We start from the raw sequence: 16,220 nt of genomic DNA, 5'->3' as shown, positions 1-16,220 counted from the left end.
AAGGCGGAGAGACGACAGCTGCTCGGCAGTCGCCCACTATTGCGGTTCGTGGCGGGCTTCTGCCAGCGATTCGCGTCGCGTCGGCCGAACAATATTGGTCTCTACCAGTGGCGTGACCTGCGGTGGTACGGCGGACCGCGGCCGACACGCGCGCGGGCGACTCGTAGGGTGGGCCGGGTGGAAGAGCCGACCGAAGCCGTGGGGCCCCCTGACCGCGCCATCGATGACGCCGTGGTGGCGCGGCTGCGCGCCCTGCCGCCCTCCTGCGGCCCCGTCCGGCTGATCGCCGTCGACGGCCACGCGGGCTCCGGCAAGAGCACCTTCGCGGCGCGGCTCGCGGCGGCGCTGGACGGCGCGCCCGTGCTGCGTCTCGACGACATGGCGACGCACGAGGAGCTCTTCGCGTGGACGGAGCGGCTGGCCGCGCAGGTGCTCGAACCGCTCTCGCGGGGCCGTACCGCGCACTACGCGCCGTACGACTGGACACTGCGGCGCTTCACCGCGCCGCGCTCCCTGGACCCGGCGCCCGCCGTGATCATCGAAGGCGTGGGGGCCGGGCGGCGGGCGCTGCGGCCGTCTCTCGCCCGGCTGCTCTGGATGGACCGGGGCGCGGCGGAGTCCTGGGAGCGGGGACGCCGGCGGGACGGCCCCGCGCAGTCCGCTTTCTGGGACGGCTGGACACCGGCGGAGATCCGCCATTTCGCGGCGGACCCGTCCCGCCCCTTCGCCGATGCTCTGGTACGTGAGGGACGGGAGGGGTACGTGGTGCGCCCGGGGCCCCGTGCGACAGCACGGCCGAACCGCACCCTCACCCACGGTGATCGAATTCCGCCACCATACTGAACAGTCGGAAATCGGCACCGTGAGTGCTCCGGCTCGGCTTGACCGGGGAGCGGGACAGGTCTTACGTTCTCATTGTGCGGCTTTTCGGAGCCGCCGCGGACGCGAAGCCCCCGGTTGTTCCCCCGTGATCGGGGGCTTCGTTCTGCCCTCTTCGCCCCCTCCCGCGCCCCCGCGACCCCCTCCTCCGCTCACCGTGGGTCACCGCCGCGGCCGCTGTGCGGTGCCCTTAGTCGCGCACTCTCCGCGCAGGTACGATGCCCCTCGGTGCGGTCAATTCCCGTCCGCGACAAGGTGGTTCAGCACACTGCCGACGGGCGCCCGCCCGGCGGGACATCACGGGGGCACGGTTTGTGGGGGACCTCATGGACACCGGCACGCAGGGCACACAAGCCCCGGCCGATCTCGCCTGGGTGCGCGGCGTGGACGCCTACACGATGGGCGCCTATCCCCAGGCGGAGGAGGAGTTCAAGGCTGCCGTACGGCTCGATCCCGGGATGGCCGACGGCTGGCTCGGGCTGCACGCGCTGCGCGTCGACACCACCACCGCCCTGCTGCACATGTACCGCCACCGCGACCGGTTCGGCGAACAGCGCTCCCGCCACCGCCGCACGCTGAACTCCTGGTACTGGCTCGGCTGGTGGGTCCAGCCGGTGCTGGAGAGCGGGCGGGACCTGCTGCTCGCCCACGCCTCGCACTGGCTCGACGGCCGGCATGTGCCCGAGCTGGACCGGGCGCTCGCGGGCCTGCCGCCCGTGGACGCCGATCCGCAGGTGCGCTTCCTGCACGCCTGCCGCGCCTATCTGGTCAAGGACTGGGACCAGTTGGTCCGGCACACCGAGCCGCTCGTGGACGATCCGCTGCTGGGCATCGAGGCGGGACTCTTCGGCGGCATGGGCCGCGTCAGGCTGGAGATGTACGGACAGGCGGAGCCGCTGCTGTCCACCGCTCTGATGCGCTGCCGCAGCGAGCAGCCGCAGCGCAAGGAGCTGCGGTACTGGCTGGCGCGCGCCCATGAGGGCAAGGGCCGCAGCGCGGCCGCCTTACCGCTCTACCGGGCCGTGCACCGGCTCGATCCGGCGTTCATGGACACCGCGGCCCGGCTCGCCGCGATCACCGACTCCGACGGGTACGAGGGACCGGACGATCCGGTGGGCCTCGCCTCGGTCGCGCTGGCCGGCTTCGGCCAGGACGCGGTGGACACCGTGGAGACACGGGGTGAGGTGGAGGGCCCGCCCGCGTCCGACCGACTGCTCGGCGGTGAGACGGGGCCCCAGCCGGCCGGCGGTGTCCCGGCCGCCGCGCGCGACGACGTGCGCGAGAAGGTCCCGGCTCCCGCCCAGCCCGCACCGCCGCGCTTCCCCGAGGGCCCGACCGATCCCGCCCTGCTCGCGCAGGCCCTGGCCGAGCTGGAGCGGATGGTCGGCCTGGAGCCGGTGAAACGGCAGGTCAGGGCGGTCTCCGCGCAGCTGAACATGGCCCGGCTGCGGGCCGGCGAGGGCCTGCCCGTCCAGCCGCCGAAACGTCACTTTGTCTTCTCGGGCCCCTCCGGCACCGGCAAGACGACCGTCGCCCGTATTCTCGGCCGGATCTTCTACGCCCTCGGACTGCTCGGCGGCGACCATCTGGTGGAGGCCCAGCGGGCCGATCTGGTGGGCGAGTTCCTCGGCCAGACCGCCGTCAAGGCGAATGAGCTGATCGACTCGGCGATCGGCGGGGTGCTCTTCGTCGACGAGGCGTACAGCCTCTCCAACTCCGGATACAGCAAGGGCGACGCCTACGGCGACGAGGCCCTTCAGGTGCTGCTCAAGCGCGCCGAGGACAACCGCGACCATCTCGTGGTCATCCTGGCCGGCTACCCGGAAGGCATGGACCGGCTGCTCGCCACCAATCCCGGCCTCTCCTCCCGCTTCACCAGCCGCGTCGACTTCCCCAGCTACCGGCCGCTCGAACTGACCGCCATCGGCGGCGTACTCGCCGCGGAGAACGGCGATGTCTGGGACGAGGAAGCGGTGGACGAGCTGCGCTCGATCAGCGGGCATGTCGTCGATCAGGGGTGGCTCGACGAGCTGGGCAACGGACGCTTCGTCCGCACGCTGTACGAGAAGAGCTGCGCGTACCGCGATCTGCGGCTCTCCGGGTACATCGGTACGCCCACCCGCGACGATCTGGCCACGCTGCGGCTGCCCGACCTGATGCAGGCGTACGGCGAGGTGCTCTCGGGACGCGGTCCGGTGAACCGCGGCCCCCAGGACCCGACGGGGCAGTGAACCCCGCCGGGTCCTGGGTGCTTCACCGCACGGCAGGACTCAGCGCGCCAGGACCTGACCGGCCTGGTCGGCGCGCTGCTCACCGACGAGGGCCGCCTTCGGCGCACTGGTCCTGTGGGACGGATCCCGTACCTCACCGACCAGCATTTCCAGTACGTCCTCCAGCGCCACCAGGCCGAGCACCCGCCCGGACGCGTCCGCGACCTGGGCGAGATGCGTGGCGGCGCGGCGCATCACGGTGAGCGCGTCGTCGAGCGGCAGTTCCGCCCGCAGGGTCGCCATCGGCCGCCAGACGTGCTGCGGGACGGCCCGCTCCCCGGCCTCCAGATCGAGGACGTCCTTGACATGGAGAAAGCCCATGAAGGCGCCGCCGCCCTCCGCGCACACCGGGAAGCGGGAGTAGCCGGTGCGTACCGTCAGCTCCTCGATCTCGCGCGGGGTGACGGCCGGGGTCACCGTGATGAGGGAGGCGCGGGTGAGCAGCACGTCGGTGACCGGGCGGCTGCCCAGTTCCAACGCGTCCTCCAGCCGTTCCTGCGCTTCCGGTTCGAGCAGTCCGGCCTGGCCCGAGTCCTCGACGAGCCGGTTGAGCTGCTCGCTGGTGAAGACCGCCTCCACCTCGTCCTTGGGCTCGACGCGGAAGGCCCGCAGCACCAGCCGGGCGCAGGCGCCGAGCGCGGCGGTCACCGGACGGCACAGCCGGGCGAAGCCGACCAGGCCGGGGCTGAGCCAGAGCGCGGTCTTCTCCGGGGCGGCCATGGCGAGGTTCTTGGGGACCATCTCGCCGATGACCAGATGCAGGAAGACGACCAGTGCCAGGGCGATGACATAGCCCAGCGGATGGATCAGGCCCTCGGGCATATGGGCCGCGTGGAAGACGGGCTCCAGCAGATGCGCCACCGTCGGCTCGGCGACCGCGCCGAGCGTCAGGGAGCAGATGGTGATGCCGAACTGCGCCGCCGCCATCATCTGCGGCAGATTCTCCAGCCCGTGCAGCGCCTGCCGGGCCCGCGCCGAGCCGCGTGCGGCGTGCGGCTCGATCTGGCTGCGGCGTACGGAGACGAGGGCGAACTCGGCCCCGACGAAGAAGCCGTTGGCCAGGACCAGGAGGAGAGCGAAGACGAGTTGCAGGGCGCTCATCGGGTGCCCTCCGCCATCGCCGGGGCGCCGGCCGGAGCGCCTGCCAGGGCATCGGCCGGGGCGCCTGCCAGGGCGTCGGCCGGTACGCAGGCCGGTATGTCGGCGTGCTGACCCGCGACCTCGGCGATACGCACCAGCCGGACCCGTTCGGCCCGGTAGCGGTCCACCTGGCGCACGGAGAGCCGCCAGCCGGGCAGCTCGGCCTTGTCGCCGGGGGCCGGGATACGTCCCAGCAGATCGGCGACCAGGCCCGCCAGGGTCTCGTAAGGCCCGTCGGGCACTTCGAGGCCGATCCGCCGCAGGGTGAGGACCCGGCAGCTGCCCTCGGCCTCCCAGGCCGGCCTGCCGTCCTCGGGTGCGACGGGGGCCAGCTCCGGCCGCGCGTCGCCCTCGGCGTCGTGCTCGTCGAGGACCTCGCCGACCAGCTCCTCGATGATGTCCTCCAGGGTGACGACCCCGGCCGTACCGCCGTACTCGTCGACCACGACGGCTATGGGCTGCTCACTGCGGAGCCGCTCCAGCAGCTGCTGCACGGGCAGGGTCTCGGGCACCAGCAGCGCCGGGACGGCGATCCGTCCGGCCGGGGTGCGCAGCCGTTCCCGTACGGGCACCGCGAGCGCGTCCTTGAGGTGCACCATGCCCACGACCTCGTCGATGCGCTCCCGGTAGACCGGGAAGCGGGACAGTCCGGTGGCCCGGGTGAGGTTGAGGACGTCCGCCGCGGTCGCGTCGGACTGCAGGGCGCTCACCTTCACGCGGGGGGTCATGACGTGCTGCGCGGTGAGCCGGCCGAGGGAGAGGGTCCGGACGAACAGATCGGCGGTGTCCTGTTCGAGGGTGCCCGCCTGGGCCGAGTGACGGGCCAGGGAGACGAGTTCGCCGGGGGTGCGGGCCGAGGCGAGTTCGTCCGTCGGCTCCACGCCCAGCATCCGGACGAGACGGTTGGCGACGGTGTTGAGCAGGGAGATCACCGGCCGGAACACGGTGGAGAAGAGATGCTGCGGGCCCGCGACGAACCGTGCCACCTGGAGCGGCCGCGAGACCGCCCAGTTCTTGGGGACGAGTTCGCCGATCACCATCTGGACGGCGGCGGCGAGCAGCATTCCGATCACCACCGCGACCCCGGACACGGCCCCTTCGGGCAGCCCGGTCGCGGAGATCGGCCCGTCCAGCAGCTGGGCGAGCGCGGGCTCGGCGAGCATGCCCACGACGAGCGAGGTGATGGTGATGCCCAGCTGGGTGCCGGAGAGCTGGAAGGAGAGTTCCCGCAGTGACCTGACGACGGTGCGGGCGCGGCGGTCACCCGCGGCGGCGGCGCGCTCGGCGTCAGGACGGTCCACGGTGACAAGGCCGAACTCGGCCGCCACGAAGAAGCCGTTGGCGAGGATCAGAAGGAACGCTGCGGCGAGCAGCAGAAGGGGGATGGTCATGCCGCCGCCTCTTCGAAGGGGGCGGCGCAGGTACTACCGGACGATCCGTCCATTGCTGGAGGGAGTCACTCCTCGGGTCGCAGGTGCCCCACGGGCCGGTCGCGGCCGTCGGATGCGGGGCGGGGGCGCACTCGGCGCCTCCGCCACCAGAGTAATCAAGACGGGGCGCGAGAGGGCAGTGGCGTACGGGCCGAGGCTGAGAGCCCGGCTCTCAGCCGTTGTCCGCGCCGGTGCCCCGGGCCTCGGTCAGCGCGCGCAGCGCGCGGGCGTCCCGGATGGCGTGTTCCTTGGCGATACCGGGCTGAATGCCCAGCACGGGCAGGCTGCTTCCGTCGCTGAGGTCGAGGAAGACCCAGGGGTCGCCGGGACGCAGATTGACCCGCAGGATCTCGGCCCATTCCAGTCGGCGCGTACGGGTGAGGTTGATGATTGTCACACCGGCATCGTCGGCGACGACCTTGGGCCGGCTGAGCAGGGCCAGGACGCCGAAGAACAGCAGGGCCGTGACGATGAAGCTCATCCGCTCCCCCGCGCTCAGCTGTTCCAGCAGCAGGCCGATGGCCGTGATGACGGCGAACATGACCGTGCCGACGCTCAGCAGGACGGCCCGGGTACGGGTCGGCCGGAAGGTGACAGGAAGCACGGGCGGTCCGGGCGGGGGCGGGGGGACGGACATGAGTTCTCGGTCTTCCAGGGGTCGTGTCAGAGCCGGCAGGCGTGAATGGCCGTGGTGAGGATGGCGCGGGCGCCCAGCTCGTAGAGATCGTCCATGATCCGCTGCGCTTCCCTGGCCGGGACCATCGCGCGGACGGCGACCCAGCCCTCGTTGTGCAGCGGGGAGATGGTCGGCGACTCCAGGCCGGGGGTGAGGCCGACGGCCCGCTCCAGGTGCTCGGCGCGGCAGTCGTAGTCCATCATCACGTACGCACGGGCGACAAGGACGCCCTGGAGCCGGCGCAGGAACTGCTGCACCTTCGGCTCGTCGGCCGCGGCGCCCGTGCGGCGGATGACGACCGCCTCGGAGGTCATGATCGGCTCGCCGATCACTTCGAGGCCCGCGTTGCGCAGCGAGGTCCCGGTCTCCACCACATCGGCGATGACCTGGGCGACGCCCAGTTCGATGGCGGTCTCGACCGCGCCGTCCAGGTGGACCACGGAGGCGTCGACCCCGTGGTCCGCGAGGTGCTTGGCGACGATGCCCTCGTACGAGGTGGCGACGGTCATGCCGGTGAAGTCCGCGACACCGCCGGCGGTGCCCGGCTTGGTGGCGTAGCGGAAGGTGGAGCGGGCGAAGCCGAGCGGCAGGATCTCCTCCGCGCTGGCGCCGGAGTCCTGGAGCAGATCGCGACCGGTGATGCCGATGTCGAGCCGGCCCGAGCTCACATAGATCGCGATGTCGCGGGGGCGGAGGTAGAAGAACTCGACCTCGTTGTCCGGGTCGACCAGGACGAGTTCCTTGGACTCCTTGCGCTGCTGGTAGCCGGCCTCATGGAGCATCGCCGACGCAGGTCCTGAGAGTGAACCCTTGTTGGGGACGGCGATGCGCAGCATGAGGTCGGATTCCTTTGTGCGTAGGGGTGGTGGTGCGTGCCGATGGCGGTGCGGAGCGGTGGGGCTCAGAGATGGGCGTACACGTCGTCGAGGGAGATTCCGCGCGCGACCATCATCACCTGGACGTGGTAGAGGAGCTGGGAGATCTCCTCGGCGGCGGCTTCCTTGCCTTCGTACTCGGCGGCCATCCACACCTCGGCCGCCTCTTCGACGACCTTCTTGCCGATGGCATGGACGCCCTTGTCCACCAGCTCGGCGGTGCGGGAGGTGGCGGGGTCGCCGTGGGCGGCCTTCTGCTGGAGCTCGGCGAAGAGCTCCTCGAACGTCTTCTTGGACATGGTGAGGCTCACTTTACGCGGCGGGGCGGGGCGGTCAGCGCCAGGGTTCGGCGATGGTGCGCAGGGTGGCCGCGGTGGCGACGGCGGCGGTGACCGCCTCGTGGCCCTTGTCCTCGTACGAGCCTTCCAGACCGGCCCGGTCCAGGGCCTGCTGCTCGGTGTCGCAGGTCAGCACGCCGAAGCCGATCGGCACTCCGGTGTCGACCGAGACCTTGGTGAGGCCCTGGGTGACGCCCTGGCACACGTACTCGAAGTGCGGGGTACCGCCCCGGATGACGACGCCGAGGGCGACGACCGCGTCATAGCCGCGGCCTGCCAGCACCTTGGCGACCACCGGGAGCTCGAAGCTGCCGGGGACGCGCAGCAGGGTCGGCTCGTCGATGCCGAGGTCGTGCAGGGCGCGCAGGGCGCCGTCGACGAGGCCGTCCATGATTTTCTCGTGCCACTGCGCCGCGATCACGGCGACCCGGAGGTCTCCGCAGTTCTTCACACTCAGTTCGGGTGCGCCCTTGCCGCTCACGTCTCTCCTCGAAGCTGGTTCTTGTCGGCCGTACGGATGATGCTTACGGATGGTGCTGACGGCTCTTACTGGTTGCTCTTACTGGTTGCCGCAGGCGGACGGGGCGACGGCGGGGTCGAGCCAGGGCAGGTCGTGTCCCATCCGGTCCCGCTTGGTGCGCAGATAGCCGAGGTTGTGCTCGCCCGCCTCGACCGGCATCGGCTCGCGTTCGGTGACCCGTAGCCCGTGCCGGACGAGCGCGGTGACCTTGTCGGGGTTGTTGGTCATCAGCCGCAGACCGTGTACGCCGAGGTCGTGCAGGATCTGCGCGCCCGCCGCGTAGTCGCGGGCGTCGGCGGGCAGGCCGAGTTCCAGATTGGCGTCGAGGGTGTCGCGGCCGCGCTCCTGGAGCTCGTACGCCCGCAGCTTGGACAGCAGTCCGATGCCGCGGCCCTCGTGGCCGCGCAGATAGACGACGATGCCGCGGCCCTCCTCGATGATGCGCTCCAGGGATGCCTGGAGCTGGGGGCCGCAGTCGCAGCGCAGCGAGTTGAAGATGTCGCCGGTGAGGCATTCGGAGTGGATCCGGACCAGCAGGTCCTCGCCGTCACCGATGTCGCCGTGGACGAAGGCGACATGTTCGACGCCGTCGACCGTGGAGCGGTAGCCGTACGCCGTGAACTCGCCGAAGGTGGTGGGGAGCCGTACCTCCGCCTCGCGGCGGACCGTCGGCTCCGAGCGGCGGCGGTAGGCGATCAGATCCTCGATGGAGATGATCGTCAGGCCGTGCTTGCGGGCGAACGGGATCAGCTCGGGCAGCCGCAGCATCACGCCGTCCTCGCCGGCGATCTCCACGATCGCGCCGGCCGGGCGCAGTCCGGCCAGCCGCGCCAGGTCGACGGCGGCCTCGGTGTGCCCGTTGCGTACGAGCACCCCGCCGGGCTGGGCGCGCAGCGGGAAGACATGGCCCGGCCTGACGAAGTCGCCGGGCTGCGCGACGCCGCCGGCGAGCAGCTGGAGCGTGGTGGCCCGGTCCGCGGCGGAGATACCGGTGGTGACGCCATGGGCGGGGGACGCGTCGACGGAGACCGTGAAGGCGGTGCGCATCGACTCGGTGTTGTGGTCGACCATCTGCGGGAGTTCGAGCCGCTCCAGCTCCGCGCTCTCCATCGGGGCGCAGATCAGCCCGCGGCATTCGCTCATCATGAAGGCGACGATCTCGGGGGTGGCCTTCTCGGCCGCGACGACGAGATCGCCCTCGTTCTCACGGTCCTCGTCGTCGACGACCACGACCGGCCGGCCGGCGGCGATGTCACGGATGGCCTGCTCGACGGGGTCGAGGCCGAGTCCCTCGACCCGGTCGGCGGAGTACCAGGTGAAGGTCGAGGGGTCGGCGCGGAGCGCCTCGTTCAGGGCGGTGGTGGGCGCGGGGCGGGAGGTCATGCTGCTGCTCCTTCCAAAGGCATGGCGGCGGCGCGGGTACGCAGCCACCAGTCGCGCAGCCCCCACAGAACGAGGACGAGGTAGATCACGTACACGAAGCCGGAGAAGGCGAGCCCACTGCTGAACGCGAGCGGTACGCCGACGATGTCGACGAGCAGCCAGGCGAACCAGAACTCGACGAGACCGCGGGCCTGGGCGACCATCGCGGCGAGCGTGCCGACGAAGATGTACGCGTCGGGCCAGGGGTTCCAGGACAGTTCGGGGACGGCGACGAACAGAGAGCCGACGGCGAGGGTGCCCAGGGCGGTACCGCCGAGGAGCACTCCGCGCTCGCGCCAGGTGGCGAAGCGTACGGCGATCGAGCCGTCCTGGGCCCGCTGCCTGCCGCGCTGCCACTGGCGCCAGCCCCACAGCGCCACTCCTATGACCAGCAGCTGCTTGCCGACTCCGCCGCTGAGCTGGGCGGAGGCGTAGGCACCGACCAGGATGACCCCGGACAGGAACTGGGCGGGCCAGGTCAGGATCGAGCGCCGCCAGCCGAGCGCGAGGGCGACCAGACCGATGGTGTTGCCGATCATGTCGGACCACAGGATGTGCTGACCGAAGGCCGTGAAGGCCTCGCCGTTCAGCCAGGACAGGGCGCTCACCGGGCGGGCTCCTCGGATCGGGCGCCGAGCAGCCGCTCGACGTACTTGGCGATGACGTCGACTTCCAGGTTGACCGGGTCGCCGGGGCCCTTGATGCCGAGGGTGGTCAGCGCGAGGGTGGTGGGGATGAGGCTGATGGTGAAGTAGTCGGGCCCCGCGTCGACGACCGTGAGGCTGACGCCGTCCACGGTGATCGAACCCTTCTCGACGACATAGCGGGTCAGCGCGGCGGGCAGGGAGATCTTGACGATCTCCCAGTGCTCGGAGGGCGTGCGCTCGACGATGGCGCCGGTGCCGTCCACATGTCCCTGGACGATGTGTCCGCCGAGGCGGCCGCCGACGGCCATGGGCCGCTCCAGGTTGACCCGGGAGCCGGTCTCCAGCGCGCCGAGGCTGGAGCGGTTGAGCGTTTCCGCCATCACATCGGCGGTGAACTCGCCGTCCCCGAAGTCCACGACCGTGAGACAGACCCCGTTGACGGCGATCGAGTCGCCGTGCTTGGCGTTCTCGGTGACGACGGGTCCGCGCAGACGGAAGCGGGAGGAGTCGCCGAGGTTTTCGACGGCGGTGACCTCACCCAGTTCTTCGACGATTCCGGTGAACACTCAGTGCTCCTTTGTGGCGGTGACGGGACGGACGGTGCCGTGGTCGGCGGTGGCGGGGTCGGCGGCGGGATCGGCGGCGGCGGGGAGGGGGACGGCGGTGATCCGCAGATCGGTGCCGATCCGGACGCTCTCCGTCATCCGCAGGCGCAACGCCTCGGCGATGGTGGTGATTCCGGCGTCGGCGAGGGCCGTGGGTCCTGCGCCGAGCAGGACCGGCGCGAGATAGCCGACGACCAGGTCGACGGCGCCCGCGGCGACGAAGGAGCCGGCCAGCGCCGGACCGCCTTCCAGCAGGACGGAGCGGACACCGCGCTCGTGCAGGGCGGCCAGTAGGGCGGGGATGTCCAGCCCGTGAGCGGCGCGGGGCAGCCGTACGACCTCGGGCAGATGACTCGCGTCGGCGTCCTCGGCGACCGCGATCAGAGTGGGCGCGGCGTCGTCCAGGATCCGGGCGCCGGGCCGTACGGCGGTGGCCTCGGTGTCCACGACGACGCGCAGCGGCTGGACGGCGCCCTTGATGCCGCGCACCGCGAGATGCGGATCGTCGCTGCGGGCGGTCCCCGAGCCGACCACGACCGCGTCGGCCTCGGCGCGCAGCCGGTGGACATCGGCGCGGGCCTCGGGCGAGGTGATCCAGCGGCTGGTGGAGTCGGCGGCGGCGATCCGGCCGTCGAGGGTGGCCGCGTACTTCCACACGACATGGGGGCGGCCGCGCCGTACGGAGGTGAGCCAGGCGATATTGCCCGCCTCGGCCTCCTCCGCGAGAAGTCCCTGCTCGACCGTGACGCCGGCCGCGCGCAGGGTGCCGGCGCCGCCGGTGGCCTGCGGGGTCGGGTCGGCGACGGCGTAACTGACCCGCGCGACACCGGCGTCGACGAGCGCCTGGGAGCAGGGGCCTGTGCGGCCGGTGTGATCGCAGGGTTCGAGGGTGACGTACGCCGTGCCGCCGCGGGCCCGCGCGCCGGCGGCGCGCAGGGCGTGGATCTCGGCGTGCGGGCCGCCGGCCCGCTGGTGGAATCCCTCACCGGCGAGCTGTCCCGAGGCGTCGAGGATCACGCATCCGACGACCGGATTGGGGCGGGTGGAGCCGAGCCCGCGAGCGGCGAGCACAACGGCCCGGCGCATGGCGTCGGTGTCAGCCACGGCTTCGGCTTCGGTGGCCACCGGGTCCTCCTGCCTCTTCGGGCACGGACTCCGGGGCCTGTCGATGACGACAGAGAAGCGGAACGCACATCAGGACGCCGAGGCCGAGGAACTGGCTCGTCCGAAAACGACCCATCGACGGCGGCGTACCCATGACGGCCCGCCGCGCACTGCCTCCCATCCGGACTTTCACCGTCGGTCCAGGAATTTCACCTGGTCAACCGGCCGCTGGCTGCGGACGGGTCGCGGACTGTAACCGCCGGTTCGGAATTACACCGACCCCGGAGTGCGCTGCTACTGGTACTCGACCAGTGTGCCACGCCTGATCGTCGGCCATATGGGTGGCTACTGTGGCCTGGCTCACAGGCGGCGTCGCGGGGGCGGCCGGCACTTCACGCGGTACGGCGCGTGCCCCGGCCGGTCATATTCCGGGGGCGAACAGCTCGTCCTGGGCGGCGTCGCGCGCGGTCAGCAGGGCGCCCCGCAGGACGCCCGCGCCGCCGAGGGCTCCGGCTCTGACCTCCGTACGCAGCGGAGACATCGCGGCCAGCCGCTCCTCGACGCGGGCGGCCAGCGTCTCGCCGCCCGCGTGGCCCACCTCGCCGGCCAGCACGACCCGGCCGGGGTCGAGAACCGCGCTGACCGCCGCCGCGGCGATGGTGAGCCGGTCGGCGAGGGCGTCGAGAAAGGCATCGCTGTCCTTGTCGTCGTCGCCTTTCGCACCCGCCTCGCCCTTCGTCACCGCTTCGACGGCGGCGCGCACGAGCGCGGCGGACGGCGGTTCCTGCGGCGCCGCGACGGCCGAGACGCCGTACTGCTCGGCGAGTTCGCAGATGGCGGCCGAGCCCGCGAGGCTGTGGAAGCCCCCGTCGCAGGCGAGCGCCGAGGGCAGCCGCGAGGTGCCCGGCACGGGCAGGAAACCGATCTCGCCCGCGCCGCCGGAGGCGCCCCGGCGGAGCTTGCCGTCGAGCACGACGGCCGCGCCCACGCCGTGGCCGAGCCAGAGCAGGACGAAGGTGTCCTGGCCGCGGGCCGCGCCGAGGCGCTGTTCCGCGAGGGCCGCGAGGTTGGTCTCGTTCTCCACCAGGACGGTGGCGGGCAGCCGTTCCTGGAGCGCGGCGACGAGCCGCCGGTGCCAGGCGGGCAGTCCGCTGGTGTCGCGGAGTTCGCCGGTGACCGGGTCCACCAGGCCGGGGGCGCCGATGCCCACGCTGTGCAGCCGCACCGCGCCGGCCTCACGGGCCGTCCGTTCCAGCAGGGCCGCCGCGCGTTCCACGGCGGCTTCCGTGGCGGTGTCGCTGCCGATGGGCAGGACGGCCTCGGCGAGCGTGGCGCCCAGCAGATCCGCGACGACGACGGAGACGCTGTGGGTCCGTACGTCGAGGGCCGCCAGATGGGCCCGGTCCGCGATGATCCCGTACAGCCGGGCGTTGGGGCCGCGTCGCCGGTCGCCGGTCTCTCCGACGACCTGCACCAGCCCTGAGTCCTGCAGCCGTTCCACCAGATCGGCGACGGTGGGGCGGGAGAGTCCGGTCAGCGTCTTCAGCTGTCCTGCCGTCAACGGGCCTTCCTGCTGGAGCAGTCGCAGGGCGAGCCGGTCGTTGATGGCCCGGGCGGTGCTCGGGGATGCGGCCATGCCGGGATCCTTCCAGATCGCGTCGGGAAACTCTCTATTTATCAGGCAGGGTTCCTGATAATTTACTCCAGCGCCGTGGACCGGCGTGTCCACGGTGTGCCGGGGTACGGCCACCTCTCAGGGGAGGAAGAGGCGGGATGTCGGCTGAAGCGGTCTTCGACAAACAGAGGTTGCGGCGTGCGAGGTTCGCCGTGGCCACCGTCTTCTGTGTGCACGGCGCGGTCACCGGCAGCTTCGCCACCCGTATCCCCTGGATCCAGGACCACACCGGGATCAGCGCGGGACAGCTCGGGCTGGCGCTCGCCTTCCCCGCGATCGGCGCCTCGGTCGCGATGCCGCTGGCCGGCGCGGTCAGTCATCGCTTCGGCGCCCGCAACGCGCTGCGCGGACTGCTCGCCCTGTGGACCCTCTCGCTGACCCTGCCGGCCCTGGCGCCGAATCTCGTCACCCTGTGCGTCACCCTGTTCGTGTACGGCGCGACCTCGGGCATGTCGGATGTGGCGATGAACGCCCTCGGGGTCGAGGTCGAGAACCGTCTCAACAAGTCGATCATGTCCAGCCTGCACGGCATGTGGAGCACGGGCGCGCTGATCGGATCCGCCGCCGGCACTCTAGCCGCGCATCTGGGCACTGACGCGCGGCTGCACCATCTGCTGGCGGCCGCCGTCCTCACCGTGCTGGGCCTGCTCGCCTGCCAGGGCGTACTGGACCTGCGCAGCGCCCCCGACGAGGACCCGCCGCCGCGGTTCGCGCTGCCGCCGAAGTCCGCGCTGCTCATCGGGGCCGTCGGGTTCTGCGCGGTCTTCGCGGAGGGCGCCAGCCTCGACTGGTCCGCGGTCTACCTCAGGGACATCCTGGACACCTCGCCCGGTGTCGCCGCGGCGTCGACCACGGCCTTCGCGCTCACCATGGCCGTCGCCCGGCTCGCGGGCGACAAGGTGGTCGACCGGTTCGGCGCCGTACGGACCGTACGGACGGGCGGTGTGCTGGCGGCGGCGGGCGGCGTGCTCGTGGTGACGGCGCCTCACCCGGTGATCGCCATGGGCGGGTTCGCGCTGCTCGGGCTCGGCGTGGCCGTGGTCGTACCGCTCGCCTTCGCGGCGGCGGGCCGCAGCGGGCCGAACCCCAGCCAGGCCATCGCGGGCGTGGCGACCATCACCTACACCTCGGGCCTGATCGCCCCCTCGGCGATCGGCGCGGTCGCCGACGCGACCTCACTGGTGGTGTCCTTCGGCCTGGTGACACTGCTCGCCTGCGGTCTGGTGGTGGGGGCCGGGGTGCTGCGCACCGGCGACCGGCGGCCGGCCGAGGCCGTCGTCCCGGACGCGACAGCCCCCGGTCCACGGATCTGAACCGGCCGGCCCCCGGCGGCCTCAGCCCGCTATCGAGTCGAGCTGTTCGGCGGCGGGCCGCAGGGCCCAGAGGTCACCGCCGGGCGGTGCCTGGAGGCGCGGGACGGCCGCGCGGGCGTTCGGATCACCGGCGTCGGCCGCCGCGTGCACGATGTCGCTCGCGGCGTAGCGGTAGAACTCCAGCTCCGGATGCGGCCAGGGGGCAGCCCCGGTCGCGGCGGGCAGCAGATAGCCGACCGCCTTGAACAGGCTCTGGCCCTGCGGCCCTCGATGCGCCCAGAGGTCCACGCCGACCTGCTCGCCGATCGCGGCGAGGCGGGTGTAGGCGACCAGGTCGAAGGTCGAGTAGTGCCAGCTGCGGGTGCGGGCCAGCTCCTGCGGCTGGGTGCCGTCGGCCGCGATCTGGGCGTCGATCCGCTTCGTACGCGCGGCGCGGACCACCGTGCGCGCGAGGTCCTTGTCCCCGGTGGCCAGCGCGAGTCCCGCGACCTGCATGTCCATGAAGGTGCCGTGGTTGTTCTGAGCCGCCGACTCCTCCTTGCCGAAGGGGGAAGTGACCAGCCAGTCCAGGAAGTCCTCGTTCCACGCCCGCATTCCGGCACGGTCGCTCGCGGTCCAGCCCGGCGCTCCGGTGTCCAGGACCGCGAGGGCGTCGAGGACGCTGGTGTACTGCTGCGAGAAGTCGATGATGCCGATGGCCCGGCCGTCGTACTTGCAGGGAATGAACTGCCCGTGGTTCAGGTTCGGGTTCATCCGGGTCGCGGGGTCGACGAACCAGGTGCGCAGAATCTCCGCGGCGTGTTCGGCGTACTCCTTCTTGCCCGTGTAGTACCAGGCCAGGCTGAGGGTGGTGGTGGAGTTGAAGACCTTGCCGATGTCGGGGCGGTCGGTGCCGGTGTCGACCTCGGGATTGCGCTCCCCGTCGCGCTGGACGTACGGACAGCCCCACGGGTTCTCGGTGGTCTTCGGCTGGGAGGGCCACCAGTACGGAGCCTGGCTCAGATAGTCGTGCGGATCCCCGCTGGGTGCCGGCCGGGGCTTGTCGGTGACGGTCCAGGGGCCCTGGCCGAGCCAGGAGTCCGCCTTCGCGGTCAGGGAATCGACCGCCGCGCGGAGGGCGGGGTCGCCCTCGTCGAGGGCGGTACGGGCCTCCCGCATCCGGTCGCCGTCGATCACCGGGGTCGCGGGAGCCACGGGCGCTCCATGAGGGTGGCCGCGGTGCGGCCCCGCGGCGGAGGACACGGTCGGGACGAGGACGGCGGCGACGGTGACAGCGGCGGCGATCAGGGCGCCCAGACGCCGTCGGGGGCTTCCGTTCATCAAGCA

The 16,220-nt window shown here is 71.9% G+C and carries 15 protein-coding genes and 1 riboswitch; of the genes, 3 read left to right on the top strand and 12 right to left on the bottom strand.

Translation table 11 applies throughout. The features are described from left to right. Positions 1-219 precede the first annotated feature (219 nt). Both ACFVWW_RS23100 and ACFVWW_RS23095 read left to right on the top strand, forming a co-directional pair. Entirely contained in the window at positions 220-843 is a 624-nt protein-coding gene (locus ACFVWW_RS23100) for a uridine kinase (RefSeq protein WP_386878837.1), read from the top strand. Between the two features lie 362 nt (positions 844-1,205). Next, positions 1,206-3,110 carry an AAA family ATPase gene (locus ACFVWW_RS23095; protein WP_386878805.1) on the top strand — a complete coding sequence of 635 codons (1,905 nt, stop codon included), beginning with the start codon at positions 1,206-1,208 and terminating at the stop codon, positions 3,108-3,110. A 39-nt stretch (positions 3,111-3,149) separates the two neighbouring features. Here the strand turns inward: ACFVWW_RS23095 and ACFVWW_RS23090 are convergent, their stop codons facing one another. The 11 genes from ACFVWW_RS23090 to ACFVWW_RS23040 all read right to left on the bottom strand — a co-directional run bounded on the left by ACFVWW_RS23090 (position 3,150) and on the right by ACFVWW_RS23040 (position 13,542). Then, complete coding sequence (locus tag ACFVWW_RS23090; RefSeq protein WP_384188704.1) at positions 3,150-4,250, bottom strand: hemolysin family protein; 1,101 nt, start codon at positions 4,248-4,250, stop codon at positions 3,150-3,152. Next, a complete protein-coding gene (locus ACFVWW_RS23085; protein ID WP_386878804.1) occupies positions 4,247-5,680 on the bottom strand; it encodes a hemolysin family protein in 1,434 nt (477 codons plus the stop codon). The genes ACFVWW_RS23090 and ACFVWW_RS23085 overlap by 4 nt, the downstream gene beginning before the upstream one ends. 211 nt (positions 5,681-5,891) lie before the next feature. Beyond that, positions 5,892-6,356 (bottom strand): PH domain-containing protein, encoded by a 465-nt coding sequence (locus tag ACFVWW_RS23080; protein WP_384188701.1) that lies wholly within the window; start codon positions 6,354-6,356, stop codon positions 5,892-5,894. A 26-nt stretch (positions 6,357-6,382) separates the two neighbouring features. Then, positions 6,383-7,231, bottom strand: a complete 849-nt coding sequence (hisG, locus tag ACFVWW_RS23075; RefSeq protein ID WP_384330273.1) for an ATP phosphoribosyltransferase — start codon at positions 7,229-7,231, stop codon at positions 6,383-6,385. Between the two features lie 65 nt (positions 7,232-7,296). After that, positions 7,297-7,569, bottom strand: a complete 273-nt coding sequence (locus tag ACFVWW_RS23070) for a phosphoribosyl-ATP diphosphatase (protein WP_365649386.1) — start codon at positions 7,567-7,569, stop codon at positions 7,297-7,299. A 34-nt stretch (positions 7,570-7,603) separates the two neighbouring features. After that, positions 7,604-8,089, bottom strand: a complete 486-nt coding sequence (ribH, locus tag ACFVWW_RS23065) for a 6,7-dimethyl-8-ribityllumazine synthase (RefSeq protein WP_384188697.1) — start codon at positions 8,087-8,089, stop codon at positions 7,604-7,606. A gap of 78 nt (positions 8,090-8,167) precedes the next feature. Next, complete coding sequence (locus ACFVWW_RS23060; protein ID WP_386878803.1) at positions 8,168-9,511, bottom strand: bifunctional 3,4-dihydroxy-2-butanone-4-phosphate synthase/GTP cyclohydrolase II; 1,344 nt, start codon at positions 9,509-9,511, stop codon at positions 8,168-8,170. Next, entirely contained in the window at positions 9,508-10,158 is a 651-nt protein-coding gene (locus ACFVWW_RS23055; RefSeq protein ID WP_386878802.1) for a nicotinamide riboside transporter PnuC, read from the bottom strand. The genes ACFVWW_RS23060 and ACFVWW_RS23055 overlap by 4 nt, the downstream gene beginning before the upstream one ends. Then, positions 10,155-10,763, bottom strand: coding sequence for a riboflavin synthase (locus ACFVWW_RS23050; RefSeq protein WP_384188692.1), 609 nt, complete (start codon positions 10,761-10,763; stop codon positions 10,155-10,157). The genes ACFVWW_RS23055 and ACFVWW_RS23050 overlap by 4 nt, the downstream gene beginning before the upstream one ends. Then, entirely contained in the window at positions 10,764-11,888 is a 1,125-nt protein-coding gene (gene ribD / locus ACFVWW_RS23045) for a bifunctional diaminohydroxyphosphoribosylaminopyrimidine deaminase/5-amino-6-(5-phosphoribosylamino)uracil reductase RibD (RefSeq protein ID WP_386878836.1), read from the bottom strand. Between the two features lie 181 nt (positions 11,889-12,069). After that, a riboswitch (FMN riboswitch) is annotated at positions 12,070-12,200 on the bottom strand. Between the two features lie 127 nt (positions 12,201-12,327). Continuing rightward, entirely contained in the window at positions 12,328-13,542 is a 1,215-nt protein-coding gene (locus tag ACFVWW_RS23040) for an ROK family transcriptional regulator (RefSeq protein ID WP_384188690.1), read from the bottom strand. A gap of 137 nt (positions 13,543-13,679) precedes the next feature. Here ACFVWW_RS23040 and ACFVWW_RS23035 point away from each other — a divergent pair, with 137 nt between their 5' ends. Next, entirely contained in the window at positions 13,680-14,894 is a 1,215-nt protein-coding gene (locus ACFVWW_RS23035; RefSeq protein ID WP_386878801.1) for an MFS transporter, read from the top strand. 21 nt (positions 14,895-14,915) lie between these two features. Here the strand turns inward: ACFVWW_RS23035 and ACFVWW_RS23030 are convergent, their stop codons facing one another. Beyond that, positions 14,916-16,214, bottom strand: a complete 1,299-nt coding sequence (locus tag ACFVWW_RS23030; protein ID WP_384188686.1) for an alginate lyase family protein — start codon at positions 16,212-16,214, stop codon at positions 14,916-14,918. Positions 16,215-16,220 lie beyond the last annotated feature (6 nt).

It is taken from the genome of Streptomyces sp. NPDC058198, assembly GCF_042882605.1.
In the GTDB taxonomy this organism is placed as follows: Bacteria; Actinomycetota; Actinomycetes; order Streptomycetales; family Streptomycetaceae; genus Streptomyces.
This window is presented reverse-complemented; position numbering and strand designations above follow the sequence as displayed.

Bases quoted from the DNA above. Each gene is read 5' to 3' on its own strand.
- ACFVWW_RS23040 (WP_384188690.1), bottom strand. From the start codon at position 13,542: ATGGCCGCATCCCCGAGCACCGCCCGGGCCATCAACGACCGGCTCGCC.
- hisG (WP_384330273.1), bottom strand. From the start codon at position 7,231: ATGCTGCGCATCGCCGTCCCCAACAAGGGTTCACTCTCAGGACCTGCG.
- ACFVWW_RS23090 (WP_384188704.1), bottom strand. From the start codon at position 4,250: ATGAGCGCCCTGCAACTCGTCTTCGCTCTCCTCCTGGTCCTGGCCAAC.
- ribD (WP_386878836.1), bottom strand. From the start codon at position 11,888: ATGCGCCGGGCCGTTGTGCTCGCCGCTCGCGGGCTCGGCTCCACCCGC.
- ACFVWW_RS23095 (WP_386878805.1), top strand. From the start codon at position 1,206: ATGGACACCGGCACGCAGGGCACACAAGCCCCGGCCGATCTCGCCTGG.
- ACFVWW_RS23060 (WP_386878803.1), bottom strand. From the start codon at position 9,511: ATGACCTCCCGCCCCGCGCCCACCACCGCCCTGAACGAGGCGCTCCGC.
- ACFVWW_RS23035 (WP_386878801.1), top strand. From the start codon at position 13,680: ATGTCGGCTGAAGCGGTCTTCGACAAACAGAGGTTGCGGCGTGCGAGG.
- ACFVWW_RS23085 (WP_386878804.1), bottom strand. From the start codon at position 5,680: ATGACCATCCCCCTTCTGCTGCTCGCCGCAGCGTTCCTTCTGATCCTC.
- ACFVWW_RS23030 (WP_384188686.1), bottom strand. From the start codon at position 16,214: ATGAACGGAAGCCCCCGACGGCGTCTGGGCGCCCTGATCGCCGCCGCT.
- ACFVWW_RS23080 (WP_384188701.1), bottom strand. From the start codon at position 6,356: ATGTCCGTCCCCCCGCCCCCGCCCGGACCGCCCGTGCTTCCTGTCACC.
- ACFVWW_RS23070 (WP_365649386.1), bottom strand. From the start codon at position 7,569: ATGTCCAAGAAGACGTTCGAGGAGCTCTTCGCCGAGCTCCAGCAGAAG.